17 protein-coding genes are annotated in these 25,789 nt (G+C 67.1%); 4 read left to right on the forward strand and 13 right to left on the reverse strand.

Annotated features, from left to right (window positions below; genetic code table 11):
- Positions 1-232: hypothetical protein (locus Q664_RS59690; RefSeq protein ID WP_043411425.1), on the forward strand; the 232-nt coding region annotated here is incomplete at its 5' end.
- Positions 233-411: 179 nt separating this feature from the next.
- Positions 412-1,641 (forward strand): hypothetical protein, encoded by a 1,230-nt coding sequence (locus tag Q664_RS44850; RefSeq protein WP_043411427.1) that lies wholly within the window; start codon positions 412-414, stop codon positions 1,639-1,641.
- 31 nt (positions 1,642-1,672) lie between these two features.
- On the opposite strand, the gene Q664_RS44855 is transcribed toward Q664_RS44850, so the two are convergent.
- The 4 genes from Q664_RS44855 to Q664_RS44870 form a co-directional block, all read right to left on the reverse strand.
- On the reverse strand, positions 1,673-3,577 hold the full coding sequence (locus tag Q664_RS44855; RefSeq protein ID WP_084610888.1) for a MutS-related protein: 1,905 nt from the start codon (positions 3,575-3,577) through the stop codon (positions 1,673-1,675).
- A 138-nt stretch (positions 3,578-3,715) separates the two neighbouring features.
- Positions 3,716-4,462, reverse strand: coding sequence for a Crp/Fnr family transcriptional regulator MrpC (mrpC, locus tag Q664_RS44860; protein WP_043411430.1), 747 nt, complete (start codon positions 4,460-4,462; stop codon positions 3,716-3,718).
- A 273-nt stretch (positions 4,463-4,735) separates the two neighbouring features.
- On the reverse strand, positions 4,736-6,181 hold the full coding sequence (locus Q664_RS44865) for a sigma-54-dependent transcriptional regulator (RefSeq protein ID WP_043411433.1): 1,446 nt from the start codon (positions 6,179-6,181) through the stop codon (positions 4,736-4,738).
- A gap of 5 nt (positions 6,182-6,186) precedes the next feature.
- Positions 6,187-7,125, reverse strand: a complete 939-nt coding sequence (locus Q664_RS44870) for a HAMP domain-containing sensor histidine kinase (protein ID WP_326938794.1) — start codon at positions 7,123-7,125, stop codon at positions 6,187-6,189.
- A 333-nt stretch (positions 7,126-7,458) separates the two neighbouring features.
- Here Q664_RS44870 and Q664_RS44875 point away from each other — a divergent pair, with 333 nt between their 5' ends.
- Together Q664_RS44875 and Q664_RS44880 are read left to right on the forward strand one after the other, a co-directional pair.
- Positions 7,459-7,719, forward strand: coding sequence for a hypothetical protein (locus Q664_RS44875; RefSeq protein WP_043411435.1), 261 nt, complete (start codon positions 7,459-7,461; stop codon positions 7,717-7,719).
- Positions 7,720-7,861: 142 nt separating this feature from the next.
- Positions 7,862-9,907, forward strand: coding sequence for a glycosyltransferase family 39 protein (locus tag Q664_RS44880; RefSeq protein ID WP_043411438.1), 2,046 nt, complete (start codon positions 7,862-7,864; stop codon positions 9,905-9,907).
- Here Q664_RS44880 and Q664_RS44885 read toward each other — a convergent pair.
- The 9 genes from Q664_RS44885 to Q664_RS44925 all read right to left on the reverse strand — a co-directional run bounded on the left by Q664_RS44885 (position 9,894) and on the right by Q664_RS44925 (position 25,622).
- On the reverse strand, positions 9,894-12,155 hold the full coding sequence (locus Q664_RS44885; RefSeq protein ID WP_052519478.1) for a YfhO family protein: 2,262 nt from the start codon (positions 12,153-12,155) through the stop codon (positions 9,894-9,896). The two genes, Q664_RS44880 and Q664_RS44885, sit on opposite strands and share 14 nt — an antisense overlap.
- Before the next feature lie 90 nt (positions 12,156-12,245).
- Entirely contained in the window at positions 12,246-13,835 is a 1,590-nt protein-coding gene (locus tag Q664_RS44890; protein ID WP_043411442.1) for a hypothetical protein, read from the reverse strand.
- Positions 13,836-13,850: 15 nt separating this feature from the next.
- Positions 13,851-19,106 carry a cysteine peptidase family C39 domain-containing protein gene (locus Q664_RS44895; protein ID WP_043411445.1) on the reverse strand — a complete coding sequence of 1,752 codons (5,256 nt, stop codon included), beginning with the start codon at positions 19,104-19,106 and terminating at the stop codon, positions 13,851-13,853.
- Between the two features lie 14 nt (positions 19,107-19,120).
- A complete protein-coding gene (locus tag Q664_RS44900; RefSeq protein ID WP_043411447.1) occupies positions 19,121-20,404 on the reverse strand; it encodes a hypothetical protein in 1,284 nt (427 codons plus the stop codon).
- A gap of 233 nt (positions 20,405-20,637) precedes the next feature.
- Positions 20,638-21,093: a hypothetical protein gene (locus tag Q664_RS44905; RefSeq protein ID WP_152622709.1), complete on the reverse strand. Its 456-nt coding sequence runs from the start codon at positions 21,091-21,093 to the stop codon at positions 20,638-20,640.
- 67 nt (positions 21,094-21,160) lie between these two features.
- Positions 21,161-23,068: an ATP-binding protein gene (locus Q664_RS53585; protein ID WP_052519479.1), complete on the reverse strand. Its 1,908-nt coding sequence runs from the start codon at positions 23,066-23,068 to the stop codon at positions 21,161-21,163.
- A complete protein-coding gene (locus tag Q664_RS44915; RefSeq protein ID WP_052519480.1) occupies positions 23,065-24,036 on the reverse strand; it encodes an ABC transporter substrate-binding protein in 972 nt (323 codons plus the stop codon). The genes Q664_RS53585 and Q664_RS44915 overlap by 4 nt, the downstream gene beginning before the upstream one ends.
- A gap of 87 nt (positions 24,037-24,123) precedes the next feature.
- Positions 24,124-25,029, reverse strand: a complete 906-nt coding sequence (locus Q664_RS44920; protein WP_052519481.1) for a DUF3396 domain-containing protein — start codon at positions 25,027-25,029, stop codon at positions 24,124-24,126.
- On the reverse strand, positions 25,026-25,622 hold the full coding sequence (locus Q664_RS44925) for a hypothetical protein (protein WP_152622710.1): 597 nt from the start codon (positions 25,620-25,622) through the stop codon (positions 25,026-25,028). The genes Q664_RS44920 and Q664_RS44925 overlap by 4 nt, the downstream gene beginning before the upstream one ends.
- Positions 25,623-25,789: the final 167 nt, after the last annotated feature.

The raw sequence follows: 25,789 nt of genomic DNA on the forward strand, positions 1-25,789 counted from the left end.
CTTCTACAAGGCGTACGACGCGTGCTCCAGCGGCAGCAATGATGGCGCCAACTGCCACCTGCTGAGCGCGGCGTGGGGCACGCAGGCCTTCGAGCACGCGGGCAACTTCTACACGACGGCCGTGCCCAGCTGCCAGGAGGGCTCCTACGATGGCGCCAACTGCTACATCATGAGGGCGCCCGCGGGGACCAGCGCCTTCATCAGCGGCGGCGCGTTCTACTACGCCGACTGACCGGAGCCCGGGGTAGGGCGATGCTCCGGCCTCGTCCTGCCCCTCCGCCTCCCTGGCGTGCGTGGTCTCGCGCCATGGACGCCGCACGGGCCTCGGGACGCTTCCGGCGTGGCTGTTTCGCGCAAGGGCTCGAGATGACGGCGCGCCGCCGTGGCCCATGACTTGCCCTGTGCCCGGGCATGACCATGACCAGCGTAGGCTCGCGGCGGAACGATGACACCCTCGTGCTCGGGATGAACCCGCACGCCCAGGCCGAGGCCGAGGCCCTCCAGAAGTCCAACCCCGAAGCCCGGGTCACCACCGTCCGGGACTCCTTCCAGAATGATCACGTCCGTGCCAGTGGTCCGGATGGCGCGATGCGGATCCACGACCTGCGGACCCCTGACGGCATCCGGAGATTCGTGGCCACCCTGGGGCTGCCGCTCGCCCAGGGGAAACAGGTGGCGGCCGCCATCGAGAGGGCGGGCGAGGATGCCCGTGACGAGCTGGCGCAGCTGGCCCTGGTGTGGGCCCGGGCGGAGAAGGGGGGCGTCGTTCCCTCGCGCCTCGTGCTCTCCGGGCACAGCGGGGGCACGAGCCTGTGGGGAGAGGAGGGGCGCTTCAAGAATGGCGTGCTCACCCGTCGTGACTTCGCCCGGCTCGCGGAGGCCATGCCCAGGGCCGCGGCGGGGGTCGAGGACCTGTGCCTCGCCGCTTGTTACAACGGTGGCGAGACCACCATGGAGGCGTGGCGCGAGCTCTTCCCCAACCTCCGCACGATGTGGGCTTATGACGGCAGTGCGCCCGGTACGTTCTCCGGCGCCACGGCGCATCTGGCCCGCTGGGAGAAGGCGACCCGCGGCTCCGTGGATTCGCTCCGGCCCGATCTGCTCCGGGGGCTGCGCAAGGGGGAGAACCTCGCGGTGTGGTCACGTCTGGGCGGGCACCAGACCGCCACCGTGCGCGTCAGTACCGCCGACCTGCGTGCCCGTCTCTCGGCGGATCATGTGATCTTCGAGCGCTATTTCCAGGGAGATGCGGTGGTGCATGATACGCAGCACGGCCCGCTGCGGGAGCACTACAACACCCTCCAGGCTCTACTGGGTCGGCCGGAGATTTCCGCCCTCGAGCGGAATGGGTTCGAGCGGGCGCGGGATCTGACCCTCCGGCTGCTCTTCCATGGGAACGTCGCGGCTCGTTTCCAGGAGACTCACAGGTCCAGCATCCAGAGTGGGTTCAGGGCACTCGGGATGCGCGTTCCTGATTTCTCGCGGCTCGGACGCAAGGAAACGCTGGCGCTGATTCAATCCTTCGAGGCCGAGCTTCGCAGGTGGAATCCCCGGCCCGTGGAGGCACAGCGGTTGTTGCCCCTGCTCACAGAGGGTCTTCGAGAGCTTCAGCGCTCGCGCATCCCGGATAACTGGTTGTGAGCTCGGGGTTGGAGAACGGGGACGGGCACCCTCACCCCGTCCCTCTCCCGGAGGGCGAGGGGATATTGGGGGAGGTCGGGTCCGCGAGTGATACCTGCTCCGGATCCTCCACCGGGACTCCCGCCATCCGCAGCACTCTCAAGGCGTTCGTCGTGTCCACCACCCCAGGTCTCAGCTGGTAGTCGAACACCATCTTTCCGTTCTCCAGATGGTCACGGAAGTGCATGTTCACCACCTTCCCGCTGTGCTCCTCCGCCAGGCTCGCCAGGGACAGATCGTGCGTCGTCACCCCGCCGATCGCCCCCGTGGCCAGCAGCAGCCTCAGCACCTCTCGCGAGGCGATCTGCCTCTCCCGCGTGTTCGTCCCCAGGAGGATCTCATCCAGCAGGAACATCGCGTGTCCCTTCGCCGCCGCCGCCGCGTCCAGCACCGCCTTGATGCGCTGCACCTCCGCGTAGAAGTACGACACGCCCCGCTCCAGCGAGTCCTTCACCCGCATGCTCGTCAGCACCTGCAGCGGTGACACCGAGAAGCTCTTCGCACACACCGGCGCTCCCGACAGCGCGAGCACCGTGTTCAACCCCACCGCTCGCAGCAGCGTCGTCTTCCCCGACATGTTGGAGCCCGTCAGCAGCAGCCCGCAGCCCGGCCCCGGCAGCTCCACGTCGTTCAGCACCGGCTCGTCCAGCAGCGGGTGGCCCACTCCCACCGTCTTCACCTTCGGCCCGTCCGCCTCCAGCGTGGGCCACGTGAAGCCCGGCCGGTCAAAGGCCAGCCCCGCCAGGCACGAGAGCGCCTCCAGCTCCGCCAGTGCCTCGAACCAGCCTCGCACCCGCGCCGCGTGCTGCTCCTTCCAGCGCTCCAGCGCGAACAACGCGTGCACGTCCCACAGCGTGAACAGATGCACGAGAGGGTGGAACTGGTGCCGCTTGAACTCCACGAACGAGTACAGCCTGCTGAACCGCTTCAGGTGCGTGGAGACCGGCGGCTCTCCCTCGTGCTGCATGCCGCCCTGCACCCGCCGCAGCTCCGGGTGCTCGAAACGTTCCCGCTCCACCCTCTCGAAGATGGGCGCGTAGCGCACGAAGCCGTGCTCGCCCGCGTTCAGCTTCTCCTCCATGGTGCGCAGCGGGCCCCGCGTCGCCCTCACCACCGCCAGTTGCGCCAGCACGCCTCCCCACCACGCCCGCCCGTGCACCACGTCGAAGCTTCCCAGCACCATCAGCGCCAGCGTCACCAGCGGCAGCACCACCGCCACCGGCCTCGCCCACCGGATGCTCGTGAGTGACGGCCCACTCTCCACCCACTGGATGAAGAGGCCCGGGTCCGCCTTCTCCTTCGCCACCGTGCGCGCCTCCACGCACACGTCCTGGCGGAACCCCACTTGGGGCACCAGCTCGCGCGCCGCTCCCTGCCGGGCCCTCACCGTCTCCGCCTGTGCCGGCCAGGCCAGCCACGCCGCGAGCCGCTCCTCGCCCGCCCGTGTCGCCGTTTCGTTCATGAGCTGGAAGACGCTGCCCTGCCCGAAGACGTCCAGGTCCGCCGCGTACAGGTGCGAGCCCGTCAGGAAGCGCTCGCCCCGCTCGGCGAAGTCGTGCCAGCCCCGCGTCAGCCGCGCCAGCCCCCGCTCGTTGAGCTGGATGTACAGCCGTTGCCGCTCCTCGCGCAGGAACACCTGATGGTGCAGCACCGCCAGCACCAGGTACACGGCGAACGCCGCTCCCGCCGCCCACCACCCCGTCTTCGGCAGCCGGTGGAACAGGACGAGCCCCGCCACCGCCGCTCCCGAGAGGAACACCAGGGCGCGCAGGTTGGCGTAGCGGGCGCTGACATCGTCCAGCCGCTTCAGCTCCGCCTCGGCGGTGGCGCGGCGCTCGGTGTACGTGCGATGCGGGGAGGAGGACTCGGGCAGGGAAGTGGTCACGGGCGGGCGCATGCTGGGTCGCCCGGGCGGACAGGGCAAGCCCGGACACGTGCGCGGTGCCCGGAAAATGGCGAACCCCGGCGCCAGGCCCTGGGAAGGGGCGGCAGCCGGGGCTCGAGACAACCGCTCTACGGCCGAATCACTTCTCTTTCACTTCTCCTTGGAGGCCAGCTTGCGCAGCGCCTTCTGGTCGCGGATGCAGAGGATGCGGCCCACGTTGCCCAGCACGCCATCGCGCTTCATCTCGTTGATGAGCGTGGACACGAAGGAGCGGGAGGCGCCCACCAGGTCCGCCAGATCCTGCTGGGTGATGCCACGCAGGTCCGTCTCACCGCCGTGCGGGCAGCGCTCGCCGTGGGCCTCGGCCAGGGTGAGCAGGGTGTCGGCCAGACGGGCCGGCACTTCCTTGAAGGTCAGTCCCAGCACGCGCTTGCGCAGGGAGCGCACGCGCTCGGCGTAGGCGCGAACCACGTCCACCGCCAGGGCCGGCCGGGCCTCGAGCTGCGCGCGGAAGTCGCGGCCCTCGATGCTCCACACCTCGGCCTCACCGGAGGCGATCGCCATCTCCTCCACCGGCGTGCCCTCGGGACGGAACAGCTCGCCGAACAGGTCGCCCGGACGCAGGATGCTCACCACCGAGCGCGAGCTGTTCTTGCCCAGCCGCATCAGGCGCACCCGGCCGCTCTTGAGCAGGTACACGCGGTCCGTCGTGTCGCCCGGGCGGTAGATGACCGAGTTGTGCGGGAAGCTCTCGACCTTGAAGTAGCCCTTGAAGTCGATCGCCTCCTGGCCGGGGATCAGCTTGTTGGCCGTGACGAGCATCCCGGAGCTGGTGGTCTGGATGGGGGCGACGACGTTGGAGCCGATGGGACCGAGGGGACGATTGAAACCGTGCATGTGGGCACTCCTGCAGGCGGTTGAAAGTGGGGTTGCTTTGCTGCGGACGGAACAGTCCCTTTCCAAGCTTTGTGCCAACCCCAACGCTTCTCCCAAGTCCTGAAAAAGCCTGCAATGACGGCTACTTGGCGCTACACCCCCCGTTTCTCACCTTCCGAATGTCCGAAACCTGAAACAGAACGTTCAAACAGTCTGATCAAGTTGAACGTTTCGTTCAAATCGTGCGGGGAGTTGTCGGACGGAAGACAATGTCCGGAAAGCGTCCTTCGACGCTCAGACTTGCTGATCCTGTCGCACACCGTACTTCTGGAGCTTGCGCTCCAGGGTGGGGCGACTGATGCCGAGGATCTGGCACGTCTTGCCCTTGTGGCCCTTGGTCACCGTCATGGTGAGCTCGATGAGCATCCGCTCCGCCTCCTCCAGGGTGGGGATGCGGCTGGGATCATCGATGGGGGCGACGAGGAAGTCGGGCAGGGAGTGTCCGTTGGTGTGGACGGGGTGGCCGTTGACGGGGCCGCCCCCATGCTCGAGCTCGTTGGACTCGAGCGCGGGCAGGTTGTCGGAGAGCAGCACCTCACCCGGGGCGAGCACCACCGCACGCGTCAGGACGTTCTCCAGCTCACGCACGTTGCCCCGCCAGGGCAGGCGCACGAGGTGGGCCAACACCTCGGGCGGGACGCGGGTGACGCGCTTGTGCACCTTCTCGTTGATGCGCTCCAGCAGGTGGTGCACCAGCGAGGGGATGTCGTCGCGGCGCTCGCGCAGCGGGGGGAGCTGCAGCGTAATCACCTTGAGACGCTGGTAGAGGTCCTCGCGGAAGCGGCCGGCGCCCACCTCCTCCACCAGGTTGCGGTGGGTGGCGGCGATGACGCGGGCGCGCAGTTTGATGCGCTTGACGCCGCCCACGCGCTCGAACTCGCGCTCCTGGAGGACGCGCAGGAGCTTGGCCTGGAGCATCAGCGACATGTCGCCGATTTCATCCAGGAAGATGGTGCCGTCCTCGGCCATCTCGAACTTGCCGGGCTTGACGGCGTTGGCGCCGGTGAAGGCCCCCTTCTCGTGGCCGAACAGCTCGCTCTCCAGCAGGGTGTCCACGATGGCCGAGCAGTTGATGCCGATGAAGGGCTTGGGCTCGTCGTAGGAGTAGTTGTGGATGACGCGGGCGATGAGCTCCTTGCCGGTGCCGCTCTCGCCGTGGATGAGGACGGTGGCGCGGCTGGCGGCCACCTTGCCGATCTCCTTGACGAGCTGCTGCATGAGCGGGCTGGTGCCGACGATGTCACCCAGGCGCGCCGCCGCCGTCTCCACGTTCACCGTGGCGGCCCGGCGCGACAGTTGCCGGTACTCCAGGGCGCGGGACACCACGATGTCCAGGGCCGTCAGGTCCGGGAAGGGCTTGTGGATGTAGTCGAAAGCCCCGGCCTTCATGGCCCGGATGGTCGTCTCCATGTCATGGAAGGCGGTGACGAGGATGATGCGCGCGTCCCCGCATAGGCTCTTCATCTCCTCGATGATGTCCAGGCCCGTGCGGTCCGGGAGTTTCATGTCGAGGATGACGACGCTGGGCATGACCTCCTGCGCGACCCGGAGCGCCTCGGCGGCGCGGGTGGCCGTCACCACCTGGTAGCGCGGAGCGCCATCGTGCTCGATGTCCTCGAAGTGCATCTTCAAGGACTCGAGCAGCGAGAGGTCGTCGTCGACGATGAGAAGCGTCTCCATGTTCCTCAGGCGGCGAAGGTGAGCGTGAACACGGTGCCGGTCCCGGGGGCCGTCTCGGCGGAGACCTCACCCCCCTGGTGCTGCAGCACACGGCGCAGGGCCGCCAGGGACAGGCCGGCGCCCCGTGCCAGGTGGCACTCGTAGGGCTTGAAGAGCGAGTCCGGTTTCTCCTCGGGCAGCAGGCTGGCGGGCTCCACGAGCTCCATCACCACCCGTCCCTCGGGGCCGGGGCGGATGGCCACCTTCACCGCGCCCCCCTCCGTCATCCCCATGGCCACGTTGAGCAGCACCTGGGCCAGCACCGGCCGCAGCCTGCCCGCATCCACCCGGACCCGGGGCACGTCCGGTGCCTCGTCTATCTGTACCTCGACGCGGCGCTCGGTCAGCTCCGGGGTCACCATGGCCATGGCTTCCTGCACCAGGGTGCGCGGCGCATGCTGCTCCAGGTTGGGCGTGGTGCCCCGGCCGTACTCGGACAGCTGCCAGAGCATCCGCTCCAGGGTGCGGATCTCCCGGTTGGCGATGGTCAGCCGGCGCTGGTCCCTCTCGGACAGGCCCGTGTTGCGGGCCAGCGTCTGCACCGCCATCTTCACCGAGCTGAGGGGGTTGCGCAGCTCGTGGCTCAGTTGCGAGGCGAGCCCGGAGAGCTGCACCGGCGGCGCGCCCTCCAGCAGGGTGCGCAGGTCCACGATGACGGCGGTGGCCTCGCCCTCCTCCATGACGAGCGTCAGCCGCAGGGGCAGCGGATCTCCCCCTCCGAGCGAGGTATAGAGGAACTCCACGGCCCGCCTGTCCTCGCGTGCCAGGGCATCCAGCTCCCGGACCTTCTCCGGGGTGGTTCCCAGCACCACGTGGAGCGGCCGCTCCATCAGCTCCGAGGTGGGGCGGTGCAGCACGGTCTCACAATCCCCCCGGCGCGAGTCACGCGCAGGCTGGGAGACCATGAAATCTGGACGGCTTGCAGCAAGTGGAGGTTCATGGGCAGGTGCGAAACATAACGAATCGCCCCCCCTGATGTCCCCTGCGGGGGAGGGGGTTCTCCTTTAGAATCCGATACTTGGCGCTCCGGGCCCCCATGCGGCGGCCCTGGCGGGCGCCTATCTGTCCGCCAGGTAACATTCTGACGGCTATGGAAGTCCGCCAGTTCTCAGGTCCATGGAATCCGAGGGAAGTACGATCATCCTCCCGATGACGGATGGAGGTGGGGCGGGGACCCATGTAGGTTGCACATCGTCGTTGGTGGCTGACCCCCGCCACCTGCCACCCCGGAGATTTCAATGATCGCCACCAAGAAGAACCTGAAGAAGCTGGGCAAGCGCCGTGGTCAGGGTATGACCGAGTACATCATCATCGTGGCCCTGATCGCCATCGCGGCGATCGGCGTCATCACCCTCTTCGGCAACAACATCCGCAAGCTCTTCGGCGCCTCCGCCGAGGCCCTGGCCGGTAACGAGGAAGTGAAGAACACGGGACAGACGGCCACCAACCAGCTGCAGCGCAAGTCGCTGGCGAACTTCGGCGCCAACAAGGCCGACTGAAGCAGCGCGCCGCATTCGCGGTGCAACCAGCCCCGCGTGGCCCGAGTGGCCGCGTGGGGCTGTCGCTTTTTCCGGGGAGCGTCATCTGAAGGCGACTGGACCCACCTGGCGCAACGCCGCGTTCTGGCTGGCCTGGGCCGCGGTGCTCGCGCTCGCGCTCGCCGCCCGTACCGCGGACTGGCGGAACGTGCTCGGCGGCGGCTCCGTGGAGCTCGTCCCCACCGACTCGCACTACTACATCCGCTTCGCCCGGCTCCAGCAGCTCGCCTTCCCGCGCTTCGAGCCCTTCGATCCGTACATCAACCACCCCACCGGGGCCTCCATCATCTGGCCTCCGCTGCACACCTGGGGCGTGGCCCTGTTCCTCGCGCCAGGCTCCGGGCAGCCCGAGCGCACCGCCGCGTGGGTGGGTCCCGTCGTCTCCTTGCTCGAGCTGGGGCTGCTCTCCCTGCTCATCCGCCGTTGGTGGGGGAGGGGAGTGGCGCTCGGCACCCTCGCGCTCCTGGCCCTGGTGCCCGCGGGGGTGATGGCCGGGACGCTCGGCACCGCGGACCATCATGTCCACGAGCCCACCCTCGCCGCCCTCTGCGCGCTCCTGCTGGGCCGGGCCCTGGGCCAGCGGAGTGTCCTGCTCGGGGCGGTCACGGGCGCGGTGCTGGGGCTCGCGCCGCTCTTCACCACCAGTGGCTTCGTCCTGCTGCCGGGCCTCGCCGCCTCGCTTCCGCTGGCGGCATGGCTGAGCCGTGACACGCCGGGCCCTGGGGTGGGCCGGGTGGGATTGTCCATGGGCCTGGGCGCCGCCGCCGTGCTGGCCCTGGGCGTGCTGCTGTTCGGTGAGCCCGCGTCCCTCACCTATTACGGCCTGACCTCCTTCCAGCCCCTGCTCGCCCTGGCCCTGATCGCCGGGGCCTCGGGACTCGCCACGCTCCTCGAGCGCCACCGGGGTTGGATCCTCCAGCTCGGCCTCGCCCTGCCTTGCGCCCTCCCGCTCGTCCCGGAGCTGGTCCGCGCCTTCCAGCACCTCCTGCTCGGGGACCCGCTCCTCGCCGTCGTCATGGAGTCCATTCCCCTCTGGAAGGATCCGGACTTCGCTCGCGAGCTGCTCGGCCCGGTGCTGCTCCTGCTCCCGGTGGCGCTCGTCGCCGCGGGCGTGCGCCTGTGGCGGGAGCGCGAGGTGTCCCTGGCTCCTGTCTTCCTCGGCGCGCTGTCGCTCACCGCCGCCTCGCTCCTCCAGGCACGCTTCACCCAGGCCCTCGTGGGGAGCGCCGCATGGCTCATCGCTTCCTCGTTGGGTGGTGTCTTGCGCGGCTTGCGCCCGTTGCCCCAGCGCGCCTCGGTGGCTGTTCTCGCGCTCGTGGGGCTGCCCCTGCTCGGTGAGGCCGTGCCCCTTCCGCGCTCCACGGAGCCTGGCGCCATCGCCCCCGTGCGCTCCACCCTCACGTGGATGCGCGAGCACACTCCGCCGCCCTCGCCGCCCTGGGACGTGCGGGTCCACCCCGCCTGGGGTGTCATCGCGCAGTACGACATGGGGCACCTGCTGGTCCTCTGGGCCGAGCGCCCCGCGGTGGCCACGCCCTTCTCCCAGGTGCCCGTGCACCAGCGCGCCAATGCCCGGGCCGCCGCCGTCCTCGGCGCCACCACCGAGGAGGAGGCCTATGCCCTGGCCCGGGAGCTGACCGCCCGCTACCTCCTGCTCACCCCGTTCAACGAGCTGCTCGGACGTCCCGGCCAATCCCTGGATGGCACCATTTCGCCCTGGCTCCACGAGCACGCGGGCCTGGCCACCGGAGAGCGCGCCGCCAGCGCCCACTTCCGTCTCGTGCACGACTCGGCCGAGTCACGCAGGAAGAAGCCCGGGCTCCCTTATGCTCGCCTGTTCGAGGTGGTGCCCGGGGCCGTGCTGCGTGGCCGCTGTGGTCCCCATGCGCCCGTGACGGCCGTGCTGGAGTTGGAGACGGCTCGTGGCCAGACGCTCCGATATGAGCCGCGTACCACCACCGGGCCGGACGGCTCCTTCGCCCTGCGCGTGGCGTACCCCACCACCCGGGATACCCGTGAGGCCGACGTGCTCGCTCGGAGCCCCTACCACCTCGAATGCCCTGGCGGTGGTGGCACCGCGCTCGTTTCCGAGCAGGCCGTGCGCGAGGGCCATGAGGTGGAGGTGGCCGTGGATCTCACCGTGCGGTGAGCCTGTTTCCCCGGGGCCGGAGCGCCAGGGCCAACGCGCCGAGCGCGAGCACGGAGAGGAGTGCCCCCAGCCGGAAGCTGAGCGGGCGGTAGTCGAAGCGGACCGAGTGCGCCCCCGGAGGCACCCGCACCGCGCGCATGACGGAGTTGGCTCGCAGCACCGGCACGGGGGTTCCGTCCAGCGTGGCTTCCCAGCCGGGGTAGTGCGAGTCGCCCAGGAGCAGGTAGCCCGGACCGCACGCCTCCAGTGCCACCTCCACCCGGGACAGGCCCGCCTCCGTCACTCGTGCCGTGGAGCCCTCGCAGCCAGGTCCCTCCAGGGGCTCGCCCTCGGAGAGCAGGGCGGCGCGGCGCAGCGGTTGGGCGGGATCCTCGAAGGCCGCCTGGGCCTCGGCGTCGTTGGCCACGCGCGCGGTGTGCACCACGAAGGCCCTCGGCATGGCGGTGTCCGAGCGGTAGAGCGTGGGCAGCCCCGGCAAGGCCAGCACGGGCTCCAGGTCCTCGAAGGGCGGCGCGCCCCGGCGCACGTAGTAGCCCACCCCGGCCAGGTCGAAGGCCGCGCGCGCTCCCGACTCGTAGAGGGACTCGATGCGCAGGGGCTCCGGCGCGCCATAGCCCTCGAAGACACGCAGCCGCTCCTCGACGAAGCGGTTGGGCACGAGGGCGTCCCGGCTGAGCGCGATGTATGAGCCCTCCTCGCCGGGCAGGGGCGCGGCGGTGGGGCTCGGAGCGGTGGGGACCTCGGAGAGCTCGTCCGAGCCGAGGTCCACGCTGACGCGGCCCGCGTACCCGGGAGGAATGGCGGCGGCGAGCCGGGAAGCGCGGCGGAGTGATGCGAGCGGCGCGCTGCCCGTGCCCCCCTGCAACAGATGGAATGCGCCCAATTCCACGAGGGCCACCACGGCCAGCGCCCGGCGGACCCGGAGACCCCGGCCAGGGCCGGCGGCGGGGAGGATGAAGGCCAGGGCCCCCGCGCCGAGCGCCAGCACGACCCAGGGCAGTCCGGCCTCCACGCCGGAGCGGAAGAGGGGGAGCTTCGCGACGGGAGGGCCCAGGAGCAGGGCGGCGAAGAGGGCGGCCACCACCGCGGCCACGTGCACGAGGGAGCGGCGTCCCCTCCGGGCCCGGCGGGAGAGTACGTCCAGCCCGAAGGCGGCGAGCACCGCGATGCAGAAGGCCGCTCCGACGAAGTACTTCACCGGGTAGCGGAAGAGGTGGAAGGGCGGCAGTTGGAGGACGAGCGCCGCCGGGGGGAAGTGCGCGCCGAGGGCGAGCAGGGTGAGGACGAGCGCCCCCAGGCCGAAGGGCAGGGCCCGCCGGGAGCGCCCGAGGCCCGCGAGCGCCAGCGCGCAGACGAGGGTGCCCAGGAAGAGGACGAGGATGAAGAACTGATCCTCCCCCGCCCAGTAACGCGAGCGCGGGTGCTCGGCGAAGGGCCAGGCCACCGAGAGGAGCTGGGGCCAGGACAGGGACCACTCGAGCTGGTCCGTCCGTCCGGCGCCCCGGGTGGAGTTCCGGGCGAACTCGAGCGCGGGCAGGGCCACCAGCGCCCCGAGCACGAAGCCCCAGGCGAGCCCCGCGCCCGTGGCCACCAGCGTGCGTACCTCGCGCCGCGCGGCGAGCGCCACGGCGAGGGCGAGCGGGGCCTGCCACAACCACGTCTCCGGGGAGCCCGCGAGGAAGGCGAGGCCCGCGACGAGCGCCACCTGCGCGGCGCGGCGGGACGAGGGCTGGAGCGCGGCCCGGCGCGAGGCCAGCAGGAGGAGGCCCGTCCACGCGGCGGCGCTGACGACGTTCTGCTGGGCGGACAAGTCGGCGAAGGGGGCCGAGAGCGCGAAGGCGGCGGCGCCCAGCATGGCCGCGGGGCGGGAGGCGCGCAGGTGGCGCAGCAGCAGGAAGGTGCCCACGGCGGCGAGCACCACGTGGAGCAGGTGCTGGAGGGTGAGTCCCAGCTCCGGGCCCGCGAGCAGCACGGTGAGCAGCCGGGGCGGGTAGAAGACCTGCGAGTACAGCGTGGCGGCGAAGGGCTGCCCGAGCCGGAGGTAGGGATTCCACAGGGGCAGCTCCCCGGACCGCAGCGCCTCGAGGAGGAAGGCCGAGTCCGGGATGAAGATGCGGAAGGCGTCGCGCCCCGCGAGCACCCGCCCCTGGAGGAGGGAGCGGTACACGAGGCCCATGCCGGCGAGGAGCCCCAACCCGGGGACGAGCCACCCGCGGACCGCTCGGAGCGTCGAGCTCGATGGCGTCATCGCCCCGGGACCCTAGCAGATGCGCGTCAGAAGCTCGCCGGTGAGGAGGCACAAGCCCACCGCTTCGCGCTCGGGCGGAAGTAGGGCCAGCTACTCAGAGCGCTTGAGGGCTGCCCGGACACGCTCCACCAGGGCGGGCCCGCTTCGAGACTCCGCGGAGCAGATGCTCCCTCCCTTCAGCGGGTTGCTCAGGTCCCCCTGGCCCTCACTGAAGGCGTCGAAGACCTCGGAGTTGAAGTTGAGCGACGTGTAGGCCGGCAGGCCAGGGTTGGCCAGGTGCCTGACGTTGAAGCACACCGTCGCGAACAGCGCGGGCTCTGGCTTCGTGCCCTGTGGGGGCCGCTCGTAGCTCGAGAGCCATTGCCAGAACAGGTCATCTTCGTGCGTGGTGGGGCCGTAGCCTTGGAGAAATGAGTACAGGTCCACCTCGAACCGGCCATTCACGAGCTGGGCGTTCACGGGCTGGCCAACGCGCATGAAGGCGACGCGACGTCCCTTGTCGGACCTGCGCCAGAGACTGACGTCCACCGAGACGTTGGGCGTTGGGTCCAGGTCCCGTATCTGTCCCCGGGCGGCGATCCGTGGCGCGGAATCCTCGTCCGCGGGCTCGAACGAAAGAGAGAAGGACTCGAGCGTGGGGCGGAAGAGGACCAGGAGTTGCCTGGGCTTGAGGACCTGGACGGGCTTGGGTTGGGCGGGGGTCTTTCCCTTGGCGCTGGGCTTGGGCTCGGGCGTCGGGTGATCGATGAGGATGCTGTAGAAGAACTCGTGCGCCGCCTCCTCGTTGGCCTCGGGATACTCGAACCTGGGCGCGTCCGGAGTGCTGGCCACGGTACAACCAATCAGCCAGGGCAGCTTCTTGTCCTTGTTCTCCTGATTCCAGACCAGCTCGGCCCGCAGATCGCTCTTGCTCCTGTTGGCCTTCTTCTCCTGGCCGTCCTCCTCCTCGATGACGAGCCGCACCCCATGGCCCTTGCGGAGCAACTTCCTGACGAGAGCCCCTCCGATGAGCGTGAATTCGAGGGTCTTTCCCATGACGAAGCCGCTCTCCGGCTCGAACTCCACGTCCAGTGGGTTGTCGAACTGGATGCCGCGTTCGGCATCCCAATCCCACATGCTGCTCGGCGTGTGTTGTCTGAGGGCCGCCGCCTTTTCCTTGAGACAATCCGACAGCGCCACGCTCGGGGCGTGCGGATACTGCGGCGTGATGCGGTAGTCGATCCACCCCTTGCCGAATACCCGGTGCTCCAACACCCGGAGCCTCGGATGAGCCTCCTGCTTGCCCTTCACTTCCTTGAACTCGAAGGAGCCGTTGTTGAGGTGCAGCGTGCCGTTGAGCGTGGACTCATGGGTCAGGTTGGTGGTGTCGTCATACACGACCCAGGTGAGGGTGGCTGGAACGGTCTGTTCCGTGAAACCCGTGTATTCACCCGTGACCTTGAATGATGTCTCGAGCTGCCGGATGCGAATGGTGCTTGGATCGACGAAATCCTGGCTCAGCGTGTCGTCTTCTTCGTCGCTCGCTTCAGCCGGGCCGCCGGGTGCTTCGCTGGCAGGGGCGAGTGTGGGGGGGTGGAGCTTGAGTGTCGTGAGCGGCGAAGCGACGAGGTTGATGACTCCGACGAAGCCCAGGTCCAACCGGAGGGTGGGCAGCTTGCCATCCTTGCTTGTATCCGACATGCGTGCTCTCCAGTTTCAGTGCTCGAGGGCCGGAGCCGTGTAGTCCAGATGGAGCGGCCCCGCTCTTCCACCCGCGAATTTCCCATCGGGCGTGCCAGGGACGAGCTCGAATCGGTAGGTCGCACCCGGTTCGAGCGTGCTGACATCGAGCTCCGCGCCGAACTCTCCGTTGAGGTCGGGCTTCTCGTAGGTGACGTGTGCGTTGCGCACGAAGAACTCGGTGCGGAACTTCTTTTTCTTCTTCCGCTTGTCTTTGGGTCCCGCGAGCGGACTCTGTTGCAAGGGACTGCTCACGAGCGTGCAGCGCAGCTTCAGGGGCAAGGCGCGGGTGGGGAAGCAGAGGGCCCTGGCTCGGAAGGTGAGCTTTCCTGGCTCTTCTTCCTCCCTGCGCAGAGGGCCAACGACAGGGATGGTACTGCCGCTCCAACGCACGGGCGCGATGGCGATGCGCTCCCCATCGAACATGGCCTCCGGGTTGGTGATGTTCGCTTCGACCTCCACCCGGTCCCGGGTCTGCTCCGTGAGGGGGAGCAGAAGCTCGAGCCCGGTGGAGTTGGGCTTCACCGGGTAGGGCTTCTTGTCGACGAGGATGACGGGCTTCGCGTTGAGCCAGTCCGCCTTGCTGCCCCGGAGGGGGATCCGGATGGCGAGCTTCTGGCCCACGACGGTCACGCGTACGGACTCGAAACCCGGCTGCGCGAGTGTCTTGAATACGCCCTCGACCCCGGCACGCAGGCCACCGGCGGCGTCCGTGGCTCCTGGAGCCTGGACCAGCGAGCGGTTGGGGCCTTCGTAGGCTTCGATACCGCGGCCGTTGGGCGCGAGGAAGGACATCTTGAGCCAGACCCGCTCGTCCGGCGTGGGCGCGGCCTGGCGCAGCAACGCCGCGAAGATGTCGCGAGGATCGAAGTCGAGGCAGAGCCATCCGGAAGTGCTGAGTTCTGGTGGCTCCACCGAGAGCATCAGCACCTCCCGTTTCTTCTCCTGCTGGCCCTTTTTCGCCCCCGCCCTGGGCGGCTTGGACTGTCCCTTCTTCGAGGGCGAGACCAACTCCACGAAGGCGAGCTTCTGCGGGATGAAGGATGGCTCCACCTGGTCTTGCTTCTGGTACGTGAGCGCTCTGGCGGCAGTCTCGAGCGACGCCTTCTTCTTCTCCCAGTCGTTGCAGCGGACCCCCACCGAGAGACCGTCCTCGCTTACCGTCTCGATACGCAGGGGCTTGCCGAAGTGGCTGCGCAGCGCTTCCACCTGGTCCGCGAGGTGCTTGCTCAGCTTGAAGTCCTTGGTGCTCGCGACCTTGCGGTAGCTGCTCCACCAGAAGCTGGCGGAGACCTTGGCATCCTTCTTCTTGGGCTGGAGGCCCGTCAGGAAGCCCTCGTGCTCCACCAGGGGCCCGTCGTTTTTGGTGAGCCGGGTGGCATACACATGGTTGCCATGGCTCGCATCCTGCCAGCGCAACGGTCGCGGAGTCCTCATGGCCGAGAACTCGACGCGGATGACCTTCTTCTTCCTTTTCTTGGGCCCTTCCTCCTCGTGCTCACTGACGGTGATGCCGGTGTCGTAGGCGTTGGGCTGCTGGCCGGAAGCACACGCGAGGAGGGCATCGAGCTTCGCGCCGGATGGAGCTTCCAGCGTCGCGGTGCGGCCATCCTCGGAGAGGTCGATCACCCTCAGCCGGGTCTTGCTGGCCTTGCGGAAGGACTCGACGGCCCGGCACAGGTCAACGCTCACGCGCTGGGCGTTGTCGGAAGCATTGAGGTAGTCACTCAAGGTGTAGTGCGTGGTGACGTTCTTCGCGCCCTTCTTGAGACCAACGATGTATCCGGCGGTCTCGTCATCCAGCTGCCAGTGCTCGGCTTCCGGGAACTCCTTGCCGAGGGGGAGGGCGACCTTGGTGAACTGGTAGACGAGATAGCCAGCGAGTGACTCGGGGCAGTTCTCGAGGAAGTGGAGCTCGGAGCCGTACAGGCCGGTCTTGGGCTCCTTCTGGGGCGCGAAGCTCTCCGCGAGTCTGGGCTCCGGGACGGTGACGATGACCGGAGCCTCGACTCCGCCCTGGGTCTGGGGCGTCGCGTTCTCGTGGCCCTTGTGCTTGAGCTTCCATTGCCCCCAGAAGTAGGGGACGACCGTCGCGGAGAAGACTCCGTCCTTGTACTTGCCCGCCGCGAGCTCGATTTCACGAGATGGGCCGCTGGAATTTCCGCCGAGTTGCTCGGCCACCAGCTTCACCGGTCCGTGTCCCCAGTCCCGCCGGATGGAGACCACGCTGAGGGGCTTGCCCACCACGGTGGGCTTGGAGTCATGAGGGAACCAGCCCCAGAACTGGGGCGTGTCTCCGTTCTGGACGTCGCCGCTGCCGCCGCTCGCGTCCGGAGTGAACTCCGTGACGAGATTGAGGTCATTGTTCTCCTGCAGCAGTTTGAGGAGCCACAAGAAGGTGACCGGGTGGACGTTGAGAACCTCTCCGCTCCTGGGGAGCATTCCCGCGCGTTCGTCGAAGAGAGAGGCCTCCTGACCGTCGCGGCCCAGGACGGGGATCTCGACCACGGGATGCGGCTTGGGTGAGGCGGAGGCTTGTTTCTGGCCATCTTCTGGCGGTTCCTCGAGCTTCCCCTGATCGATCCCGTACCAGGCGGTTGGTTTGACCTCCTCGAAGGCCTTGTCGGACTCCCCGGGTGGTGTCTCCAGCAGATCCTCCTCGCAGAGCTTGTGAACGAGCTTCTTCAGTCCGTCCAGGCTCCACTCGGTGGTGTGCTTCAGCACGACACCCCGCCAACGCGCCGCGAGGAGGGAACGAGCCAGACTGGTGCGGACTTCGTCCTGCTTGCTGACCGAGGCATCGAGATGAAAATGAGGGGTGATGATGTCGATCGCATCCGCATCCGCTGGCACTTTGAGGTGCAGTTTGATCAACGGTTTCTCGAGTTCCTCCTCGTTCAACATGACATTTGCCTCGGCAATGCTCCTGTCCGCCTGACCATTGGTACCCCGGACGAGGTATTTGATGGTCACCGGGAAAGGGAGGCGCCTGTCTTTTTCCGGAGCGACTCGGTATGACTTGTTGTCGATGTTGAGTGTGATGGCATAGAACTTCATGGCCGCGCACTGTGCTCTGGTCAATGCAGCACTCAACGTGGGCTCTGTGAGTTGCTGGTTGGCAGGCAGCTCCGCGAAGGTCGAAGTACTCCCGATGAACCGACTCATCGCGTTCTTGAAACCAGTGTGGCTCTTCTTTTTGATGGCGGCCAGGATGAGTGTTGCCTCCTCCTTATCCTTGTCGGTGGGCAGTTTCTCCAGCAACAACTCCTCGAGTTCTTCCTCCTCGAGCAGGTTGTCCTTGCCATCACCGGCTTCAGCCAGTTCGGGGAGTTTCAGTGCGAGTTTTTTCGCCAGTTTCCAGGCCTTTTCGATTGCATTGTCCCTGGCGGTGGGCGCGAGGATTTCCCAGTGCAGACAGCCGTGAGACTCCAGCCGGGCGTCGGGTTGGATGAGACCCAGAACATCACCATGGCCCACGTTCAGGAAAGGGCTCGAGAAAGTCACGACCGCGCCAGCCTGGAGTGCCTTATAGCCCTGCTTCAAATCACCGGGTGGGCGCTTGGCATAGCCCAGATAGCGATTGCCGCCGCGAAGCTTCCATTTTTGCGTCAGATCGAGATCCTTCAGTGACGCGTGGATCTCGCACTCATCCGCGTTCCCATCGGAGGGGAGGTCGGCTGCTGACCAGAAGATCTGCCCGATCTGGCCGCGCTCGGCGGAGAGGTTCACTACAGCGCCCTGGCGAGCCAGGTAGAATCGACGGAGCCAGGGAACCTCCACGGACAGGTCTGGTGGCCCGGGCTGCTTCTGTGTCTGCCTCTTGGACGGCTCCTTTGGTTGTCTCTTGGGCCAGTCCGTCGGCGGCATGTGCATATACAAACTGTAGAAAGGCAGTGGTTTCGGGGCTGGCGCCTGCGTATCGCCCGCGCTCATGTCATTGGCTGGCGCCTTGTCGGGCTGATGGGGCTCTACGGCCTCGTGTCGTACGAGGACGAACCCATTGTGGCTGCTGAGAAAGTCCAGGACCGGAGTGGTGGCTGGATTCTTCGAGAGCCGCGCGGCCACGATGTATCCGGGCGCGATGCTTCTGACGGGATGGTCCGAGGATGCCGGTGGAAGGTGGATTCCGCCGTGCAATGCCTGATTCGAGCCAAGAGGATAGAACCCCGTGCCTGCCGTCTCTGCCTGAGCAAAGTACCGGATCGGGCTCGACAGTACGTAAGGGTTTTCCTGCAGCGGAAAGCAGATACTACTGATGACGTTCTTGGTGAGCACCAGCCGGGGATCGAGTGGAGTTGGTGTGGGCTTGTGAATGATGTAGCCCCCTGGCTTCTTGTTCAAGAAGTCGTCCATCCACAGCGCCCTGTCACCGGCGAAGGTGTTCCGCTCAAAGAACTTGCTCGCGCGCACGAGATAGAGAAAGCCGCGGCTCTTCAGCCAATCGCCCTTGACAATCGAGACAAGCGCGTTATGCCCTTCCTTCAGATTTGATAGATATTTGCAGTCATCCTCGTCCCCTGTGCCGACAGAGGTGCACATGGGTCCTTTGGTCAGCTTGGGAGGAGAGGGATCCGCGATGAGCAACCAGAGCTTGATGCTACCATCGCTATCGGGCATCTCACAGAAACCGCAGATGAGGATGATATGCCCACCGTACGAAGTGGACATTCCCGTGTAGATGAGGGTTGGGTTGTTGTCGGCGAGTGATTGGAGGATCTTGCCGAGATGTTTGCGCTGATCGTCCAGGGAGGAGCGAATCCTTTCCGCATCTCGAAGGCGCTGGTTGCGATCCGCAGCATCCGGCAGGATGGTGGACTCCTCCAAGGCCGCCGTGAACGCCTTGTCGAGCTGTCCGAGGAAGGCGTATTCCCCGCTGGGCAGGACGAACGCGATGTCGCCCGATGGAAAGCGCAGGTTCATCTGCCCCTTCCCATCCGGTCCGCGCCATTGGCTGATGTAATCGTCCCTGGACTTCACCTTTCCAGCGGCGAGCTGGTGGTAGTTCCACAGCATCGAAGACGATGTGCGTCCACACCAGTTGTCTACGCCAGCGAGTGGGTTGAACTGACCGATCAGTGGCACCTTGATGAAATGGTACCTCGTGGCGTGGGCCAGGATCTCGGGGGAGATCGTGTAATCGTCGATGGGGTAGACGCGAGTCATGGGACCCGCGTTCTCGGGCGGGTGTTGTTGCTCGCCTTGCTTGATGAAAGGGTATTCGTTGCCGGCCATGGAGTCTTCCCTGATCAGGGCAACCGGTAGATCTTGTCGAGTGTTGTTTTGGTTGTCGCCGAGCCCAGTCTGTAGTGGAGGCGCCCCTTGTAGGCTTCAATGGTTCCAACCTGCTGGCCGGATTTCCAGGCTGCGTCTGGCGCGTACCGACGCATTACGAGCAGTTTGATCCTGGATGCATAAGAGTCGGGATGGTCTTTGCCCCGGTAGAGTGAGCCGAGTTTGCCAAGGTGCATGACTTCAGGGTAGGGCGCATCGGCCGGTTGCTCGGTCGCATCCGTCTCCATTTGGATCAAATACAGGAAGTCGAAGACATAGACGGGGGATTGGTAGCGGGTGCCCGGGTCGCTGGAGACTTCATCGCCGGTGCGTCCCTCTGGATTCCACCAGACGCCATGCACGAATGCCGCTGCTCCGCTCGTGTAGGCGAATTTAGATTCCTCGGCGTATTCGGCCCACTCTTCTTCGAAGAAGGCGGCCTGGTCCATGTCGAGCCAGCCGAGGGGAGCGTCCTTGTCGTCGACGAGCAGGAAGTGGCCGTTGTTCGTCAGTTCGGCGTACTCCTGGACTCTGAAGAGCAACCTCTCCTTCCATTCCTGACTGTGGGTTCCGACCGTCTTCTCGTAGGTATGCGCCAGCCGTACCTTCCAGGGTCCCTGGCGCGGGTCCAGAATCCGAAGAGCTGAGTCGGCGCGGCCGGGCCAGGCGGTGAGCACCTGGGGCCGAAGGATGTATACCAGCCCCGGATTGTGGCGGGTTGGCTTGAGTTGCTCGGAGGCCTTGTTCGGATTGCCCCGGGGCAACCCGCCGATGAGCACCCCCTGGCTGCTCAGCCTCACCAGGGACACGCTGAGGCAGTCGAGAACCTCCTTGGGCTGTCCCTCGGTGGTCTTGCGGAGCTTGCGCAGGACGGAATCCTGCTGCGCCGTCTCCGTGGCCGACAGGTACTTCTCCACCTGGGGCTTCAGCTCCGCGGGCAGTTTGTCCACGCAGGCGAGTGCCTTGGCTTTGTTCTGCGCGAGGAAGGCGTTGTAGGCGCTGGCATCGAGCTTTCGCAGCGTGTTGGCCAGGGCCTTGTTGTCCCTACGGAGCTCATCCGCGTACCAGGTCGTGAGCAGCTCGACGACGGTGGCCTTGTCAGGGGGGGCGGGTGCCACCGCGGGTACTTCTGGCACCGGCGCCGGGCCAGCGTAGCTCGCGCTGTGGTTCTTCTCGACGAGGGCCGCACACGAGGCGCTCGCCGTACCGGCGGACACCACTGTGATGAGCGCGACAATCCTGCCCAGCAGATGCAACATGGCTCTCTTCCTCCAAAGGTCGAGAAGAGCCTGGGCGGCCGGGATTGCTTACGCCGCGAGCCCCCCTCGTGCGTCTTCCAGCGGGTGCTCGGAGCGTAACAGGTCCGCGGCGCCCCAGTCGAGGTTCAGGCGCTCGAGCCGTGCCGCCTCTGCTGCATGGGGGCTTGAGTGGCGCAGCTGTGCTTCACTGTGCTGTCCGTCAGGATATTTCCGTCATCAGGGCAACCGCGTCATCAGGGCAACCGGTAGATCTTGTCGAGCGTCGTCTTGATGGTCGCCGAACCCAGTCTGAAGTGGAGGCGCCCTTTGTAGGCTTCAATGGTTCCCGCGTGTTCACCAGCGGTCCAGGCTGCGTTGGGCGCGTATCGCCGCGTCACCAGCAGTTTGATCCTGGATACCTGGAACTCGGGGAAGTCCGTGCCCCGGTACAGTGAGCTGAGTTTGCCGAGCTGCATGACTTCAGGGTAGGGCGCATCGACGGGTTGCTCGGTCGCATCCGTCTCGAGCTGGATCAAACGCAGGAAGTCGAAGACATAGACCGGGGATTGGTAGCGATTATCCGGGTCGGCGGAGACCTCGTCGCCGGTGCGTCCCTCCGGATCCCACCAGACGCCATGTACGAAGGCCGCTGCACCGCTCGTGTAGATGAACTTCGACTCCTCGGCGTCCTCGGCCCAGTGGTGGTTCACTTCCCCCCCCATCGCGCCAACTCGCGCGCCTACAACAAGACATCCTCAGTGACGAGGGGAGTCTACATCAGACGGGCTTCGTCTGACCGCTGGCCTTGTCGGCCACGGGCATGAAGACGCGGAAGGTGGTGCCCTTGCCCACTTCGCTGGACACCTCGATGCGCCCGCCCATCGCCGTGACGATGCCGTGGCAGATGGACAAACCCAGCCCTGTTCCCACGCCCACGGGCTTGGTGGTGAAGAACGGCTTGAACAGCCGCTGGAGGTTCTCCGGCGGAATCCCCACGCCCGTGTCCCGCACCGAAACCACCACCCAGACCTCGTCCACGCGCTCGGTGGTGACGCGGACGCTGTGCGCCTTCGCGTCCCCCTCGGGGATGGCCTGGCCGGCGTTGACGAGCAGGTTGAGGAACACCTGACCGAGCCGCGACTCGTTGGCGAGCACGCGCGGCACTTCCCCGTACTCCTTCACCAACTGCGCGCGGTGGCGGATCGTCGTGCGCGCCAGGCTCGCGCACGAGTCGAGCACCGCGTGGATGTCCACCGGGCCGAAGTGTTCGTCCTCCCTGCGCGAGAAACTCCGCAGGTCATGCACGATGTGGCGCATGCGCTCGCCGCCCTCGAGCGCCTCGCGCAGCGCCTGTTGGACTTCCTGGGACTGCTCGTCCGAGAGCGGCTTGCCCGCCGCGCCCGCCTCCCCCAGCTCGTCCACCGCGAAGCGCAGGTTGCTCAGCACGTAGGAGATGGGGTTGTTGAGCTCGTGCGCCACGCCCGCCGCCAGCGTGCCGAGCGACACCATGCGGTCGGTGGTGCGCAGCTTCTCCTGCACCTGCTTGCGCTCGGTGACGTCACGCGCGATGGACACCACCGCCGGCTGCCCATCGAAGGGAATGGAGAACGTCACCACCTCGCCCAGCACCTGCTGGCCTTCCCGGTGCCGGAAGCGCACCTCCCGGGCCGAGCCGAGCAGGGAACTCTCGGCGAGGGGATCCTGCTCCCCGGGCATGAGGAGCTCCTCCACCGGGCGGCCCCGCAGCTCCTCCTCGCGCGCGTAGCCGAGCAGCGTGCTGGCCGCGGGGTTGGCGAAGAGCAGCATCCGCTCGCGGTGGACGAAGACGGCGTCCGGCGTGCGCTCGATGAGGGTGCGGAAGCTGGCCTCCGAGCGCCGCAGGGCCTCCCGCTCCTGGCTGAGGCGCTCGGCCATCTCGTCGAAGGCCCGGCCCAGCGTCCCCAGCTCGTCCACCCCGCGCAACCCGGCGCGGGCGCTCAGCTCCCCTCCCGCGAGGCGGCGGGCGGCGGCTTCCAGGCGCCGCACGCGCCGCCCCAACGCGAAGTGGAAGAAGAGTCCCATCAGCCCGGCGATCAGCACCAGCAGGAGGCTCGAGCGCAGCGCGGAACGCTCGGCCCGGTAGTGCTGCGCGGCCTTGAGCTGCGAGAGATCGTGCTGGAGGTAGAGGATGCCCACCTGGCTCCCCAGGGGCTGCGTGCTGAGCTGAATGGGGTAATAGCCCTCTACCCGCGAGCCGTCCTCGCTCACCCGGACGTCTCCACTCATCCGCACCTTCACGCTCTTCATTCGGGCGAGGGCTCCCGGACGGATGAGCTCCGGCCAGGCCTCCCAGACCGGATGGCCGAGCAGGGCGAGCCGGGTGGAGCCCAGCACGTTGCGCTGATCGTCGAGGAGCAGCCCCACCGTCAGATGGGGATTGGAGCCCAGGTCGGCGAGCTCCTCGCGCACGGCTTCGCGCTGCCCGGTGCGCATCAGGTACTCGAGCGTCCCCTGCAGGTGCGTCATCCGCTGGGTGACTTCCTCGCGGACGTGCTCCTCCACCTGCTGCTCGCGGTGCGCCATGTCGCGCCCCAGGGTGTAGAGGCCGAAGAAGCACGCGTACGCGAGCAACATCAGCGGGACGAGCACCCGCATGGACAGCAGCCGGTGCCACCCGGCGCGCCGTGCTGGAACGGACGCCGTCATGGCGACACCCTCAGCAGGGGCGCCGTCTCGAGCACCCGCGAGGACTCCGTACGTCCCGGGAGTCCGGGGAGGAGCTGGTGGTGCCGCAGCAACACCCCCATCCGCTCGAGGGTCTCTCGCAGATCAGGCTGAGCGCCGGTGAGCAGGGCATGCTGGGCCCGCTCGTCCATGAGCCGCACGCCGGACATGGCCTCCTGGAAGCGCAGCGGGTCCAGGCCGAGCCGCCCCGCCATCCGCTTCATGGCGTCCTGGGGATTCTGCTGCTTCCAGGCGAGGGTGGCGAACCAGCCGCGCAGCAGCGCGTCCACGTGCCGTGGCCAGGCCTCGAGGAATTCCTTGCGGACCACCACGACGTCGAGGATCTCCCCGGGGATGTGGGAACTGTCGAAGAGCTTGCGGGCACCCACGCTGGCGAGCTGCTGGCAGTACGGCTCGAAGGTCACCACCGCATCCAGCTCGCCCCGCTGCCAGGCCGCCACGTGGCTCCCCAGGGGGCTGATGTCCAGCCGCACGTCCTCGCGCTTCAGCCCGGCCTGCTCGAGCACACGGGTGAGCATGTACACCCCGAGCAGTGACTCCTCGGAGGCGATCCGCTTGCCCTCGAGCGCGGAGAGGGACTCCATGTCGGGCCGGGCCATCACACAGTCCGCCCCGTGAGAGGCGTCGAGCACCAGCACCACCTTCGGCTCATGGCCGAGCTGCTCGAGGGACAGCACCTCCTCGAGGGTGGCGGCCACCGCGTCGATGGCGCCATTGCGGAACGCCCGCAGGAGCTGGGCGGAGGACACGTACTCGACCAGGTGGACGCGTTGGGCGGGGATGAACCCAAGCTCCTGGCCGAGGAAGAGGGGCTCGTTGCCGGGCCAGGGGATGGTGCCCAGCCGGAGCCGCGGCTCGGGAGGGGGCGTGCAGGCACACAGCAGCAGCAGTGCCGCGAGCAGCCAGCTCTGGGGTCTGGGCGCGTTCATCGGTGGTCCAGATCCAGGATATCAAGAAAAGTCTCTTCGCCGCGATGATCCTCCGGGGCTGCTTTCCCTTCAGGCGGCCAGGCCCGCTCAATCGAGGAACCGGCGCTCCCAGCGGCGCGTCGACTCGGGGACCTCGAGCCCTGGACGGCCCGGTTCCTCGCGATAGATCCAGGGCTCCAGGACGCGCGCCAGCTCCCGGTAGGCGGGCAGCAACTGGCCCTGTTCGGTATCGCCGGCCTCGGGCCAGGGGCCCAGGGTCACGACGGCGCGATCTCCGTTCAACTCCTGCACGGTGGTGCCGGGGGAGGACAGGCGGGTTCGCAGCGTCGTGACACCTCCCAGCGCACCCAGGACCGGCTGACCCAGGAAGGTGAGCCAGGCGGGTCCTCGCACGCGGGTGCCGAGATTCAAGGAGAGGTGCTCCAACTCCGGGATGTCCAGGCCTGGGTAGCGGAAGCAGTACTCGCGGAGTTTTCTTCTCACTCCTGCCACCTGGATCTCGCAGTGGAAGGAGAGACCGGCATGGCCGGAGCAGAAGGGCAAGGTGCTTGCCAGCTCCAGGGCCAGCTCCTGGAGCCTCCCGGGTCCGTGCTCCTCCAGGTACTCAGTGGGCAGCCAGATGCTCAATGCACAGACTTCCCCTGTATCTCCAGGCAGGATGGGGTCATCTGGGTTCTTTCCCCGATAGATGAACCCATATCGGTCGTCACCGGTCCATCCCAGGAGTTCGACGCCTGGTCGGGGTCTTTCGAGCAGCTTGCGCCGTGTGAGCTCCCAACCTGCTTCGTCGAGGTTCTGCCACTCACCTTCGTGATCCACATACCGTTGGAGCGTCTGGGCTCCCACAACGCGGAGGTATGTGTCGAGGCAATGCATCACCTCCTGCACCATGTCCAAGTGAGGGCGCTTCATGTAGAAGCTCAAGCTCAGCCCTTCGCGGATGGGGAGTCCATTCCGTGCTTGAGTGCGAATTCTCGGGTAACGCTCGCTCATGGGACGATTCCCCACCGTGGGAAGATGGGCACTGGCTCTACTTTCAAGGCCTTTTCATACAATTCTCCCTGATTACAACCATGATGAGGGGACGTTTCGGGGTAATCCCTCCACCTGGGAGTTGTCTTGCCGTCATGCACGCAGGGGAACTTGAAGTCGTAGACGGCTTGGACATCCAGCGGATTGCCTGAATGTAGGACGACATCAGGCCGGAAAGTGCCTATCAACTCGTCGCCACATCCCCTCCCGAGAAGGTCCTTCACCTCCTCACAGCTCACGAACGTCGTCTTCCCTGTCTTGATGTTGTAGCGATAGCACGGATCCAGGCTGAAGCCTCCCTGGCGCAGCCGGTTCAAGACGCTCGTGGCGCACTCGATCGCCACCGCATGCATCTCCGTCCCCAGACGCATGGCCCATGTCACGCGTCTGCCATTGTTGTCCTCCGTCCACTGCATGCATTCAGCATCCGAAGGACTCTGGCCTTTGAACTGCGTGGGGTAGCGAGTGAGGACCTCCGAGCGCGCCAGATCGGCACAGTCCTCCAACTCCTCCTCGATGTTCTCCTGAGCCGTCTCGGTCAGCACCTGGAGCACCGCGGCCCCCGAGGCCACGGCCGAGCCCACCGTCTGCACCGGCCCGCTGGTGATCTCCCTGCCCGCCAGGGTGGCGCAATACTTCGGATCTTTCAGGCAAGTGTTTGTCAGGGTGTCCAGCGCGTACTGACTCGGAGCCCCTCGGCCCGGGACGATCACGCACGCCC

It is taken from the genome of Archangium violaceum Cb vi76, assembly GCF_000733295.1.
In the GTDB taxonomy this organism is placed as follows: Bacteria; Myxococcota; Myxococcia; order Myxococcales; family Myxococcaceae; genus Archangium; species Archangium violaceum.

Bases quoted from the DNA above. Each gene is read 5' to 3' on its own strand.
- Q664_RS44895 (WP_043411445.1), bottom strand. From the start codon at position 19,106: ATGGCCGGCAACGAATACCCTTTCATCAAGCAAGGCGAGCAACAACAC.
- Q664_RS44890 (WP_043411442.1), bottom strand. From the start codon at position 13,835: ATGTCGGATACAAGCAAGGATGGCAAGCTGCCCACCCTCCGGTTGGAC.
- Q664_RS44855 (WP_084610888.1), bottom strand. From the start codon at position 3,577: ATGCGCCCGCCCGTGACCACTTCCCTGCCCGAGTCCTCCTCCCCGCAT.
- Q664_RS44865 (WP_043411433.1), bottom strand. From the start codon at position 6,181: ATGGAGACGCTTCTCATCGTCGACGACGACCTCTCGCTGCTCGAGTCC.
- mrpC (WP_043411430.1), bottom strand. From the start codon at position 4,462: ATGCACGGTTTCAATCGTCCCCTCGGTCCCATCGGCTCCAACGTCGTC.
- Q664_RS44920 (WP_052519481.1), bottom strand. From the start codon at position 25,029: ATGAGCGAGCGTTACCCGAGAATTCGCACTCAAGCACGGAATGGACTC.
- Q664_RS44915 (WP_052519480.1), bottom strand. From the start codon at position 24,036: ATGAACGCGCCCAGACCCCAGAGCTGGCTGCTCGCGGCACTGCTGCTG.
- Q664_RS53585 (WP_052519479.1), bottom strand. From the start codon at position 23,068: ATGACGGCGTCCGTTCCAGCACGGCGCGCCGGGTGGCACCGGCTGCTG.
- Q664_RS44900 (WP_043411447.1), bottom strand. From the start codon at position 20,404: ATGTTGCATCTGCTGGGCAGGATTGTCGCGCTCATCACAGTGGTGTCC.
- Q664_RS44870 (WP_326938794.1), bottom strand. From the start codon at position 7,125: ATGGTCTCCCAGCCTGCGCGTGACTCGCGCCGGGGGGATTGTGAGACC.
- Q664_RS44885 (WP_052519478.1), bottom strand. From the start codon at position 12,155: ATGACGCCATCGAGCTCGACGCTCCGAGCGGTCCGCGGGTGGCTCGTC.
- Q664_RS44875 (WP_043411435.1), top strand. From the start codon at position 7,459: ATGATCGCCACCAAGAAGAACCTGAAGAAGCTGGGCAAGCGCCGTGGT.
- Q664_RS44850 (WP_043411427.1), top strand. From the start codon at position 412: ATGACCATGACCAGCGTAGGCTCGCGGCGGAACGATGACACCCTCGTG.